Source organism: Bacillus sp. GW821-FHT01G09 (assembly GCF_059422205.1).
The window spans coordinates 312,975-326,223 of record NZ_JBWKWL010000002.1; the positions used below are offsets into that span (position 1 = coordinate 312,975).

A 13,249-nucleotide genomic window follows, 5' to 3' on the forward strand; every position below is an offset into this window, starting at 1 on the left:
GCAGTCACCTCGCGTTAATTATAACGGAAAAACTATGCGGAATGTCAGCTTTCGCCTACTGCCTACTCGCGCGCGACCCTCCAAACGCTTTACAAAACTTTACGTAAAGCAACGTAATAGTAACGTAAGCCTAAGCGAATCGCGCCTTTGATTTTACGGATGTAAAATATTCACGAATGTATGATTTTAGATATTTTCGTACATTGGAGGCGTTGAAATGGATGAAAAGAACGTGCAGCCACTTCGCACTATAGACGAAATAAATGATATGAAATGGGCGCTGAGACGGTTCGGAACAGAACGCGATAGATTCCTCTTTGTATTCGGTATTAACACTGGACTAAGGGTTAGCGATATTGTTCCATTGAAAGTCGGGGATGTTCGCGGTAAACAACACGTTATAACACGTGAGAAAAAGACGGGGAAGGTAAAGCGCTTCTACTTAAACAAAGCGTTACAGGATGAGATAAACGAATATACATACGGAATGGATGACGCAGAGTACCTATTCCTAAGCCGCAAGGGGAGAGCCTATATATCAACAACGCAAGCATATCGCGTACTCACGAAGGCTGCGGACATGCTCGGTCGGGATGATGTTGGTACGCACACGATGCGGAAAACGTTTGGCTACCACCGTTACAAGCGCAACAAAGATGTCGCAACACTTCAGACTCTATTCAATCACTCTGCGCCATCAATAACGCTGAAGTACATAGGCATAACGGGCGTTGAAGTGCAAGCGACATTAGAAGACTTCTCGTTATAGTCGGTCAAATGGCCGGCTTTTTATTTGCGCGAAATGGGGGCGGGGGGCCGGAAACGAAAAAGCCTCGGCGTCTGGAGGTTTTTAAATCCGTATATCAAAAATTCACTTTGGCTAAACGGAAGAAATAAAAAAAGACGCTAATTATTCGTCTGCGTCTTTTAAGATGCTAGAAAATTTGATACTTATCGTTCCGTTATTTCTTTCAAAACCTCATGGTAAATCCTCTCGATTTGAATTCGTTCATCTATATCTGTTGTTATTTCTTTAGTACGATCAAAAACCTCAATAATAGTCATAGTATTATTAATTATATTTTCATTATACAATTCTTTAAAATTGTTTTTTGTTGAAGTACTCAGTTGTCTCGTGTTATTTGTCATTTTTTTGTATAGCAAATATAGAGAGTCAGCAGATAATTTTTTTATTTCTCCAATATTCCTAATAAACTTTATCATATCTTTATGAGTATTTTCGATGCTATTTAAAGACTCAAGTCTCTTCGTTAATGTACTTATTTTTGCGCCATGTTGTATTTGAAAAATGGAATCTTTTAAAGAAGGTAAGGCATTAAAATAATATTTTTTTTCAAAATCTGTAATTCTATAGCTTAACTCAAGAGAAAATTTCTTTTCACCAATTTCGCTATTAGAAATCAATGCTCCAAAATGCAATTCGCCAAAACCTTCAATTTTAATAGTTTTTGCTGTTTCAAAATATAATCTGATTTCTGAATCGCTTAGGTAACCTTCTGTGAAAGTATACGGGTCTCCCCCATTCACTGCATAGCGGTGAAAAGCCCATAAGACTAAATAAATGGCAATATGGTTATCATAGTTATTATAACGTGTAGATGTTAAGCTTCTAATATACCATTTATTATTTTTTTCAATAAGTCTATATTGTTTTTCTACATCTTGTTTTTTCTCCATTAAGTATTCTAAGTTCTCTCTGATAGGATCTCTGTATCCGTTTTTTAAACAAAATCTAATGTATTTATTTATTTCAAATAACTGATCCAAAAAGGTTGTTGTAAATTCATATACACCTGTCGCTTTTAAATTATCTTCTTTATTATTTGGAAAGTGCTCCTTAAAGTTTAGAATTATATTTTTATTTTGTTCATCAAACCCTATATATTCAATATTTTCTAAAGTTCTAATTAAATCGATTTTTTTTGCATCAACCATTGAAAAGTATTTTAACAGAGCATTTGCCCCATTAACCTTTAAAACAGTTTCATCATCCCCTAAAACTTCTAAAGGGAATGCCTCGTGAATTTCTTTATCAAGATCTGATATTTCTTTTTTTAAAAGATGTTTTAATTCACCTATTTTTATGTTTTCAGGGTTGTTGATATTTTTAATGGTTCTATAGTACAAGTGATTTTCCATACAATTCCTCCTTCTTACAAATATTATAACAGTAATTAGAAGGATTACAATATTCTGAAAAATCTAACATTTGAAATTATCATTAGTTAACTATTCGAGGTCTTTTTCACTTCAATCAGACTTATAATCTCGTTTATATCTTCAATGTCTAAGGCATTTGCTATACGTTCAATATGTCCGAAATTAATATTCTGCTCTTCCCGTTTATTAACTCACTTAACGCGCTGCATGTCTAATTCCGCATTTATCAGCGAGAGCTCTGAGCGAAAGATCCTGCTTTTCTAAAAGATCCCCTAGAGGTCGCTGGTTCAAGCCCAGTCGTAATCATACGAAGAGAGAAGCCGTAAATCCTTGATACATAAAGGTTTAGGGCTTTTATATATATCTACAAATAACCCCACTAGCCCTGTTGGTCACAAGTTTGGTCACAGATACTATATCTTAGCTATTAAAAAGCTGTTGTGTTAGACGGTTGGGTGCTTCTTTTTGCATGTTTGGTAAAAACATGTGAGTATGTGTCTAAAGTGATTTATACACTACTGTGACCTAACCACTCTGATATTAATTTGATGTTTTCTCCTTGCTGAAGCATGAGGCTTCCATGTATGTGTCGCAAATCATGGGATCGGATTTTTAGGGAGATTTGCTTTTATAATGATGTTATCAAATGTTCTCAGCAAATTTCTGAGATTGATAGGTTTACCCTTGTAAGTGCAAACAACAAGGTCATAGTCTACATAAGTATTTCCATACTTCAGTTTGTTAGCGATATTCTCTTTCCTCTGTTGCTTAAGAGCGGAGAGTGTGACAGCATCTAAACCAATAGAACGATTACCAGCCTTGCTCTTAGCATCTTCCTTGAATCCTTTTCCATCGTGAGTGTGAGTTTGCCTTATATACGGACATTCATTTCAAAGTCTACATCCCTCCAACGTAGTCCTAAAACTTCACCCTGGCGCATACCTGTTGTTACTGCGAGGAGGAAAGCGGTGTATAAGGACTCGAATTGGAATTTTTGAGAAATGAAGAAATTTATTGTTAATTCCAAATAACAGTTTCCTTAGCAATCACTTTAGGTTTTTTTCGATAATGGATGCAGGGTTCTTCGTGATGAGTTCCATTTACCATTCTGGTTCTTAATTAAGTAAAGAATTAAACCAAATAGTGTTGAGTGAGAAGGAAAAAAAAGGAACTGTAAAAATTACTCAATTCCTTTTTGTATAAATCATAAGTTATTTTATTGCTTACGGTATACAACGAGGTGAAAACTCAAAAATTTTGAGAAAACTTCTTGACTCGATTAAAGAACTAACATATATTGGTCATATGACCAATTATTTTTCATACGACCGTAATTAACAGTAATAGAAGGAGGAGAAACGAATGAAGCAAGAAATTATAGATGCTCCCGTCTATGAAGCAACTCACAGGGGATACTGGGAAGTTGCAGATAAGAAAATCCCTTGTGCAGTGCTAGAGAATGGTAAGAGGATAATTTCGCAGACTGGTTTATTTGATGCTTTTGATAGACCTAGGAAGGGAGAAAAGAGAATTGAACAACTACCTTCAATTGTAGGTGCCAAAAATCTGTTACCATTTGTCACTGATGAATTAATTGAGAAAGCGCAGGTTATTTATTACAAACATACAAATGGAAAGGTAGCTAAAGGTTATGATGCCGAGGTTATTCCCGTAATTTGTGAACTTTATATTGATGCAGCTGAAAGTGGGGAACTACATTCTTCTCAAGAGAAATTGGCAGACAGAGCAATGATGCTTATTAGAGCATTAGCGAAAGTAGGTATAACTGCCTTAATTGACGAAGCCACTGGTTATCAATACGATAGAGAAAGTCAGGAGTTACAAAGGCTCCTAGAGGTTTATATTGCGAAGGATTTGATGAAATGGCAGAAACGCTTTCCAAATCAATATTATAAAGAGATATATAGACTGTATGGATGGGACTATAATCCTGAATCATCAAAGAGACCTCAGTATATCGGTAATTTCACAAATAAGTATGTTTATGATTTATTTCCTGAAGAGGTTATGGAAGAAATTAAGAGAAGAAACCCTGTGGTTAAAAATGGAAATAAAAGCTATAGAAGGAATAAGAACTTTCAATACTTGACAACTGATATCGGATTACCTCAATTGGATAATCATATTTCAAAATTACTTGGGGTTATGAAGTTATCCGATGATATTGAACAATTCAAAAGAAATTTTGAAAGAGCCTTTGAAGAAGAGTTAAGTCAGTTAAAGAATTGATGTGGAAGTATTATAGAATGCTTATTGGGACTAGACGGATGGATTTGATCCTATTTATTTATGCAAAAAAGTAAAAGTATGGATAAGATTGTGAAGATTGTTGTATAATAATTTTGTTATAAAATTGTATTACATCGTTTTACATCGTTTTACATCGTAAACCCTTAAATGGAGGCTCATATGGAAAATAGTTCAAAATTAATAAGTCTAAGAACCTCAGAGGATATTGCAAAAATGATTAATGAAATTGGAAGAAAAGTTTACAAAAGTGAAGAAAAGGAATTAAACACTTCTGAAATTCTTCGCTATTGTATTGAGTTCACTTTTCAAAATATGTACAAGCAGAATATGGATTGTGAAGATTTTATGGAGTTGATGAAAGCCTACATCAAAACGGCTTATTTTCAGAGTTACACGCCACAAATCTATCGGGCTAAACCTGAATTGAATAAACAAAATGTTGAACTGCTAGATGACATTCTTTCTGCAATTGAACGGGTAGGAGAAGAATATGAGCCAGAAGAAGTAAAAGAGATAAATATGCTCTACAATATGGATTGTGAGGGTGAACCCATTAAATTTCTGTCCCAGTTACTTCGCTTTCAGCATAGGTTGATGCCAGAGACTTTTTTGGAATTTATGGATGTAGATAGAGAGGAATATGCTCACCTATCATTGGATGAACTCGCAAAGCTTGTTGAGGAGAAATTAAGAGATAGTTCTTTTAAAGAGCGTGCTAATGCAATGTTTAGCATGAATTTGTGAATGATTTAAAGTCAATTTACTTTTGAGTTGTGCCTTAAAGAGACTGGGTTATTTACTTAGTCTATTTATTTTAAACTCATCACTGTAGAGAAGGGGGGACAAAGCTTAACCGTCTTGCTTGTAAGACAAAAGGAGGCATAGAGGATTCATGTACTGAACATTGATCCATTTGGGAGCAAGACAATAGAACGACTTTTCTTGACTATACTAATAGCTGCAGCAGAAATGGAACGAAACCTAATTGTTGAATACATATAGGAAGTCAAAGCGATGGCAGGTATAAATAAAAGAACTCTTATCCGCAGAAGGCAGGAAGTGGGAGGGAGTCTTATAATATACCGAACATTACATAGAACCTAAGTAAAGATTCATATTTTGAAGCCTTCGTTCTCTTTTTGTTTTGCCTAATCTCCAATAAAGGACGTAGCCGGAGAACAATAAAATTATTTGTCCCAGTTGCGACGCGGACTCTTAAAATTCTATACCATTCATTGATTTAATTTCACCCCTTATTTTATTATCGCAAAAGGAAAAATCGTTTCCAACAGTTATATAAAAATTAAGCAATCCGTAATATGTCTAATGGTATATGTAATGATGTTTCCCTTATCCAGCAAACCATAAGTGTATAGTGGTAGCAGATCTACTCGGGGTTAAGCGGGCATGTGCAAGCCAGCTTATAAGCTTAATGTTAGAATATAATCGCTACCTTGTGACAGGGGGAGAGGTCCCTGGTTCGAGGTCAGTCGGAATCATAACTTAAACCCTTGCGTAGCAAGGGTTTTTTATTTAGTTATATTTGTTAGCTTTGTGTCTACATGGGGACGAATTAAGGACGAAAATTTTTTTGGCTGATTAAGAAGTGAATTCAAAATCAGCTCTGTTTCTATGCTAGGTTTAATGGATTATAAAGTTTCAATATTCTTTTCGATTTTTTTAATAACTTGTTCGAGCCATATGATTGGAGATACGCCGTAACTAAGAATGTCCACTCCGTCAGCAACTTCATCGATAAAATCATTCTTTTCTTCATCCGAATAATCACTGTTAATAAAATCTTTCAATGCAGCTATATCAGTTTCTTGCTCTTCTTTTGGAATCTCTACTAAGTATTCGTCCAGTGCTGACTCTAGAGTTTCTATATCTTGATAGAAAATTCCTCCTAGAAAATGAAATACAGGTTCAGATAAGTTTGTATCATGATATCATCTCGTTGGCTAGCCAGTTAATATAAAGATACCTTTTCAATAAATTTTAGCAATTGTTAAAACAGTAATTGTATCTTCTCCCTTGGCTATTTCTCTTCTTAAATCTTCATTTCCTTTATAGGAGTATAAAGGCTTGTTCTTATCACAATTTAACCATTTTTCTATCTAACTGTAAATTAAGAGTACTATTAACAGCTCTTTCTGTAGTGCTTTATTTTTAAATGATGATGAACTGGAAATCTTCTTGTTACTCATTTTGCTTTTAGCTAGTCTTTGAATCAGTTCTTCGTCGGTTAATATTCCCATACCCCCACGACTAAGTCTTTAACACCAAATATAGTACCGTCAATCGCATTCATTACTCTACTATTACCCCTTAAATCGCTGCCTTAATGTCGGGGTTGTTTTTATTTTTCAAGAAAATGTTATAATGAAAAGCCATAAAATGATAGGAGGGGGAATTTCGATGCATTACATAACGGCATGTTTAAAAATCATCAGTGATAAAGACCTTAATGAGATAATGAAGGAATTCAAAAAACTTGAGGAAGAAACGAACAAAGAAGAGGGTTGTATTACATTCCATGCTTATCCGCTTGAGCCATCAGAACGTAAAATAATGCTTTGGGAGATTTGGGAAAACGAAGAAGCTGTGAAAATCCATTTCACGAAAAAACACACAATAGACGTTCAAAAACAAGAATTAACGGAAGTAGAATGGTTAATGAAAAGCAATGTGAATGATTGAAAGGCTCTTTAAAAAGAGACATTCAATGACTTAGAATCAGCCACTTGTGATTAAGTAGTAAATTGTTGTCCAACTCTTATTTTTTTCTATTTAATATTTTTTGAGACGAAAATGTTTTTTTGAGCTGATTTTGAAATGTATTCAAAATCAGCTCTGTTTGATTTAATGGATTATATTCTTTGGATAACTTGTTACCATCATAATGGAGATACTCCGTATAAATTGGAGGTTAAAATAATGAGTCATTCTCAAGAAAAAATTGCACTAATTACAGGAGCAAGCAGTCAAGGGGATATTGGTACGGCTATTTGTCGTAAATTAGCCTCACAGGGTATACATATCTTCTTTACTCACTGGAATTCTGATGCGGCCTGGATAGAAGAATTTCAACAAGAAATTTTACATATGGGTGTCCGCTGTGAGGCAATGAAAATTGATTTATCAGATGCACATGCTGCATTCACAATACATGAAAAAATTTCAGATAAATTAGGATATCCTTCCATCCTTATTAATAATGCAGCTCATTCCGCAAGTGATAATTATGTATCGTTAGATGCTAAATCACTTGATGATCATTATGCGGTTAATATGAGATCAAATTTTCTTCTTTGTGTTGAATTCGCCCGTCGGTTTAAAAAATCTAATTTAATATCAGGAAGAATCATCAATATGACATCAGGGCAGGATTTAGGTCCTTTGCCTGGGGAGTTAGCGTATGCAGCTACTAAAGGAGCTATTTCTGCCTTTACTAGGTCGTTATCACAAGAACTTGCACCATTGGGCATCACTGTTAACGCTGTAAACCCAGGTCCAACAGATTCTACATGGATGACAGATGAAATAAGGAATTTTCTTTCACCTAAATTTCCAATGGGGCGTATTGGCACACCAGATGATGCAGCACGAATGATTGCTTTTCTTGCAAGTGATGAGGCTGAATGGATAACTGGACAAATTATTCATTCAGAAGGTGGATTTATTCGGGGCTAAGCTAATGAAACACAATATACACCAATGCATGATGTATTCCCAAAACTAAATCTAAACTTGAAGCGAAAATAAGGTCCCTTCTCTTTTTAGAGGGGGACCTTATTTTATTCATGCATGTTTTGCATCCAGAAAATCTGGCGGATAAGAGATTAATAAACCGTTACATATACTTTTCCGAATACTGCAGTACCTTTAAACAAAGTAATCGTGGCTTTCCCTTTTGATTTAGCCGTCACTAAACCATTTTGATCGACTTCAGCAACTTTTTGGTTATCAGTCCAATAACGAGTAGCTGAATTATTTTTAACAGAATAGGTTTCTCCAACTTTTAGAGGTAAATTATAGTCTTGAATCTTGATAACATGTGTAGGTGAAATAGAAATGTTCTTTACTTCAGTAGGTGTGGAGTTTATTTCATGAGCTGAAGCTACCCCGCTGACCGACAGAGCTAACGCAGAAATCGATAAAGCAGAAACAACAGTTTTTTTGAAATTCATTTTGAAACACTCCTTTAAAGTTTTTTGTCTTGCACTATAACAATTCAATAAAAGTAATTATTTTCCTTGTAAATAAATGTTAATAATGTGTGAACGATCAATTGATTTGAGCTAAGACTATTGTGTGCCCTGCACAGAGCTTGTATTTATCATTGAAAATGGCTGAGAGAGAATGGCCATCCTTAAAATGTTAATAAAACACATTTGATGGGGTTATTAGTTTGTTGAGCGTGTGGAAATTTTGTTTGTTATCTGCACTTTATCCCCGAAGATGCCAAATCACTTTTCTTCATCATGTTCTTACTTTCGTACTCATACATTAGAAAATCTTCGTTCTAAATAGTTGAAGAATTGGAGTATTTTTATGAATTTCTGCTGAATAACGATAAAAAATACATTACATAGCAAACTCAAAGAATATAAAAATCGCTTTTTTCCGGAAGCTTCGGTAAAAAACGAAACTTTTGTCTCTATGATTTTATTTTATAATGTAAACGGTTTCTTATATAGTATACTTATACTATCAATTTGCTCAAGTAGACACTGACAGGAAGGATAGAAAAACAGATGGAATACATAAATACAAGACAAAAAGAGATTTTGTATCTGTTGTTATCTGAACCTGATGACTATTTAGTTGTGCAAGATTTCGCAGATAGGGTACAGTGTTCTGAAAAAACAATCCGGAATGATTTGAAAGTGATCGAGGATTATCTCAATGAGCATTCTCATGCACAGCTTATTCGAAAACCAGGGTTGGGCGTTTATTTACATATAGAAGAACAGGAAAGGACCTGGCTAAGCCAACAATTACATACTGAACATTTTTCTTCTAGGCAGCGGAGCGATGAAGAAAGAATGCTGCACATTGCTTATGACTTATTAATGAATCCGAAGCCTGTTTCCGCAAAAGACATTGCCGCTCGGCATTTTGTCAATCGATCTTCCATTAAAAAGGATTTATACGCAGTAGAAGAGTGGCTGAAGCGTTTTGATCTCACACTGGTTTCTAGGCAGCGGCTTGGATTAAAGGTTGAAGGGAACGAAAGAAATAAAAGAAAGGCATTGGCAAGAATATCTGATTTGATCCACAATACAGCGTTTACCAGCCAATTTATTAAAAGTAAGTTTTTACATTATGAAGTAGACTTTGTGACGAAAGAAATCAAATCACTACAAAAAAAGCATTCCCTCTATTTCACAGACGAAACGTTTGAAAGTTTGCTGCTGCATACATTGTTAATGGTCCGCCGCATCAAAATGAAGCAGCCGATTTCATTGTCCCCAAAAGAAATGGCGGCAGTAAAAAAGAAGAAAGAATATCAATGGACATTTGCTTGTTTACAACGGCTCGAACCGGTTTTTGCAATCCGTTTTCCTGAAGAAGAAGCCGTGTACTTAACATTACATATATTGGGCGGTAAAGTTCGTTATCCATTGCAAACAGAAGAGAACTTTGAAAATGCTGTGCTTCCTAAGGTTGTAGGGCATTTAATCAATCGTGTTTCAGAGCTGAAAATGATGGATTTTCATAAGGATCAGGATTTGATCAATGGTTTGAACATTCATCTCAATACTGTGCTACAACGGCTGAGCTACGATCTTTCTGTAGCAAATCCTATGCTCAATGACATCAAAAAGATGTACCCTTATTTGTTCCACCTCATCATTGATGTTTTGGAAGATATCAATCAAACTTTTGATCTTCATATTCCTGAGGAAGAGGCAGCATATTTGACATTGCATTTTCAGGCAGCGATCGAACGGATGCAGTGCAGCAGCGAGACACATAAAAAGGCGATTATCGTCTGCCACATGGGGATTGGGATGTCACAATTGCTGCGGACAAAAATTGAACGGAAATGTCATCAAATCGCTGTAATGGCCTGTATTGCAAAGGCCGATTTAAAGGATTATATCAAAAAGCATGAGGATATTGATCTTGTCATATCCACCATTGCGCTGGAGAATATAACGGTTCCCCATATTGTTGTGTCTCCGCTTTTAGAGCCTGGCGAAGAGAAGAAATTAAGTGCGTTTATACGTCAGCTGGGCGAATCACACCGCCAAAAACAAAAAACGTTTCAAATGCTGAACAATACGACTCCTTTTTTGGTTTTTTTGCAGCAGGAGGCGGAGCATCGCTACAAGTTAATCGAACAGCTGGCGACAGCTTTGTTTGAGAAAGGCTATGTTGATAAGGACTATGCGGTTCATGCGGTGATGAGGGAAAAAATGTCGGCGACAAATATTGGATCAGGCATTGCCATTCCACATGCAAACGCTAAATTTATTAAACAATCAGCAATCGCGATTGCCACATTAAAGGAGCCGCTTGAATGGGGAAATGAAAAAGTTTCGCTCGTTTTTATGCTGGCTGTCAAACACGAGGATCAAACCATGACAAAGCAGCTGTTTAGCGAGCTTTCATATCTTAGCGAGCAGCCGGCCTTCGTCCAGAAGCTGACGAAAGAAGCCAATGTCATGACATTTTTATCTCATTTGGATTATTAAAAGCAGGGATTATTCCTTGCTTTTTTTTGTTATAGAGAAAAATGCCTTTATTACCGGAACCTATGGTAAAAAAAGCGATTTTATTGAGCTGATTTCGGTATACAGTTGAGACAAGATCTTATTATTCACACTTTAAGGAGGTTTCCTATGAAACTGTTAGCGATTACATCTTGTCCGAATGGAATCGCCCATACGTATATGGCAGCGGAAAATCTGCAAAAAGCTGCTGACAGACTGGGCGTTAGCATCAAAGTTGAGACCCAGGGGGGAATTGGTGTCGAAAATAAGCTAACCGAAGAGGAAATTCGCGAAGCGGACGCAATCATTATTGCTGCAGACCGCTCGGTAAACAAAGACCGGTTTATAGGCAAAAAACTGCTGTCTGTAGGGGTACAGGACGGCATCCGCAAACCGGAAGAATTGATTCAAAAAGCTCTTAACGGGGATATACCGGTCTATCGTTCCGCTTTAAAATCGGAATCCGTCAATCATCAGGAGAAGAAACAAAATCCAATTTACCGTCATTTAATGAACGGCGTTTCATTTATGGTTCCTTTCATTGTTGTCGGCGGATTATTGATAGCGGTTGCATTAACGCTTGGAGGGGAGAAAACACCTAAAGGCTTAGTTATCCCGGATGATTCCTTCTGGAAAACGATTGAACAGATCGGCAGTGCTTCATTTTCATTTATGATTCCGATTTTAGCCGGCTATATCGCCTATAGCATCGCTGATAAACCGGGGCTTGTGCCAGGGATGATCGGCGGTTATATTGCGGCGACTGGAAGTTTTTATGACAGCGCAAGCGGCGCCGGATTCCTCGGGGGGATTATTGCCGGGTTTTTGGCCGGATACGCGGCACTTTGGATCAAAAAATTAAAAGTTCCAAAAGCAATCCAGCCGATTATGCCGATTATTATTATTCCTGTGTTTGCATCTTTGATTGTAGGTTTAGCGTTTGTGTTTTTGATCGGCGCGCCTGTAGCTCAAATTTTCGCCTCTTTAACAGTTTGGCTGGCGGGGATGAAAGGGTCGAGCTCGATCCTTCTGGCATTGATTTTAGGGGCGATGATCTCATTTGATATGGGCGGTCCCGTAAATAAGGTGGCGTTTCTGTTTGGATCGGCAATGATTGGAGAAGGAAATTATGAAATTATGGGACCAATTGCTGTCGCCATTTGTATCCCCCCGATTGGCCTTGGCATTGCGACGTTTTTAGGAAAAAGAAAATTCGAGGCATCTCAAAGAGAAATGGGGAAAGCGGCATTTACGATGGGACTCTTCGGCATTACTGAAGGAGCGATTCCATTTGCGGCGCAGGACCCTCTGCGCGTCATTCCAAGTATTATGGCAGGCTCAATGACAGGTTCTGTGATAGCGATGATTGGCAATGTGGGAGACAGAGTGGCGCACGGCGGACCTATCGTTGCAGTGCTTGGCGCAGTTGATCATGTCTTGATGTTTTTTATTGCTGTGATTGCAGGATCTCTTGTCACTGCTCTGTTCGTCAATGTACTAAAAAAGGATATTACGGCGCCTCCTGTGCTCAGTGAAACTGCACCAAGTGAAGCTGCGGCAGCAAATGAAATAAAGCAGCCAATCCAAAGCCAAAAAGCTGAGATGTCGGAATTTAAAAAACTGACAGACATTATCAGCCCGGAATTAATTGAACCAAATTTATCGGGGGAAACGAGGGATGACATCATAGATGAATTGATTCAGAAATTGTCCCGAAGAGGTGCGCTGCTTTCAGAGAGCGGGTTTAAACAAGCCATTTTGAATCGTGAACAACAGGGAACAACGGCGATTGGCATGAATATCGCGATTCCGCACGGAAAGTCTGAGGCGGTCAGGGAGCCGAGTGTTGCCTTTGGGATCAAACGATCAGGCGTTGATTGGAATAGCCTGGATGGATCAGAAGCTAAATTAATCTTTATGATTGCTGTACCGAAAGAGAGCGGAGGAAACCAGCATCTCAAAATACTGCAGATGCTATCTCGAAAGCTAATGGATGACAATTATAGGGAGCGGCTGCTCTCCGTGCAAACAACAGAAGAAGCCTACAAGCTGCTAGAAGAAATCGAATAAAGCGG

General features: G+C 37.1%; 11 protein-coding genes and 1 pseudogene. 7 read left to right on the plus strand and 5 right to left on the minus strand.

The genetic code is table 11. The features are described from left to right. The first annotated feature begins 217 nt into the window (after nt 1-217). The gene (locus AC07VD_RS07035; RefSeq protein WP_456528756.1) at nt 218-769 is read left to right on the plus strand and encodes a site-specific integrase; all 552 of its coding nucleotides are present in this window, start codon (nt 218-220) and stop codon (nt 767-769) included. A 182-nt stretch (nt 770-951) separates the two neighbouring features. Here AC07VD_RS07035 and AC07VD_RS07040 read toward each other — a convergent pair whose 3' ends face one another. The 3 genes from AC07VD_RS07040 to AC07VD_RS07050 all read right to left on the minus strand — a co-directional run bounded on the left by AC07VD_RS07040 (nt 952) and on the right by AC07VD_RS07050 (nt 3,121). Next, nucleotides 952-2,160, minus strand: coding sequence for a hypothetical protein (locus tag AC07VD_RS07040; protein WP_494721670.1), 1,209 nt, complete (start codon nt 2,158-2,160; stop codon nt 952-954). A gap of 529 nt (nt 2,161-2,689) precedes the next feature. Beyond that, nucleotides 2,690-2,752 (minus strand): hypothetical protein, encoded by a 63-nt coding sequence (locus AC07VD_RS07045; protein ID WP_494721741.1) that lies wholly within the window; start codon nt 2,750-2,752, stop codon nt 2,690-2,692. Between the two features lie 300 nt (nt 2,753-3,052). Next, on the minus strand, nt 3,053-3,121 hold the full coding sequence (locus tag AC07VD_RS07050; RefSeq protein WP_456528911.1) for a hypothetical protein: 69 nt from the start codon (nt 3,119-3,121) through the stop codon (nt 3,053-3,055). Nucleotides 3,122-3,543: 422 nt separating this feature from the next. Here AC07VD_RS07050 and AC07VD_RS07055 point away from each other — a divergent pair, with 422 nt between their 5' ends. After that, nucleotides 3,544-4,431, plus strand: coding sequence for a P63C domain-containing protein (locus tag AC07VD_RS07055; protein WP_456528759.1), 888 nt, complete (start codon nt 3,544-3,546; stop codon nt 4,429-4,431). 180 nt (nt 4,432-4,611) lie between these two features. Beyond that, nucleotides 4,612-5,196, plus strand: coding sequence for a hypothetical protein (locus AC07VD_RS07060; protein ID WP_494721671.1), 585 nt, complete (start codon nt 4,612-4,614; stop codon nt 5,194-5,196). 905 nt (nt 5,197-6,101) lie between these two features. Here AC07VD_RS07060 and AC07VD_RS07065 read toward each other — a convergent pair. Then, a pseudogene (locus tag AC07VD_RS07065) lies at nt 6,102-6,395 on the minus strand (contact-dependent growth inhibition system immunity protein); the annotation flags it as partial. Between the two features lie 439 nt (nt 6,396-6,834). Here AC07VD_RS07065 and AC07VD_RS07070 point away from each other — a divergent pair. Next, on the plus strand, nt 6,835-7,152 hold the full coding sequence (locus AC07VD_RS07070; protein WP_080010590.1) for a putative quinol monooxygenase: 318 nt from the start codon (nt 6,835-6,837) through the stop codon (nt 7,150-7,152). Nucleotides 7,153-7,389: 237 nt separating this feature from the next. After that, nucleotides 7,390-8,145 carry an SDR family oxidoreductase gene (locus AC07VD_RS07075; protein ID WP_038828776.1) on the plus strand — a complete coding sequence of 252 codons (756 nt, stop codon included), beginning with the start codon at nt 7,390-7,392 and terminating at the stop codon, nt 8,143-8,145. 149 nt (nt 8,146-8,294) lie between these two features. Here the strand turns inward: AC07VD_RS07075 and AC07VD_RS07080 are convergent, their stop codons facing one another. After that, entirely contained in the window at nt 8,295-8,642 is a 348-nt protein-coding gene (locus tag AC07VD_RS07080) for a BLB8/JUQZ-1 family protein (RefSeq protein ID WP_003232839.1), read from the minus strand. A gap of 567 nt (nt 8,643-9,209) precedes the next feature. On the opposite strand from AC07VD_RS07080, the gene manR reads away from it, so the two are divergent. Next, complete coding sequence (gene manR / locus AC07VD_RS07085) at nt 9,210-11,156, plus strand: mannose transport/utilization transcriptional regulator ManR (protein WP_124059736.1); 1,947 nt, start codon at nt 9,210-9,212, stop codon at nt 11,154-11,156. Between the two features lie 147 nt (nt 11,157-11,303). Then, nucleotides 11,304-13,244 carry a PTS mannose transporter subunit IIABC gene (gene manP / locus AC07VD_RS07090; RefSeq protein WP_124059737.1) on the plus strand — a complete coding sequence of 647 codons (1,941 nt, stop codon included), beginning with the start codon at nt 11,304-11,306 and terminating at the stop codon, nt 13,242-13,244. The last annotated feature ends 5 nt before the right edge of the window (nt 13,245-13,249 follow it).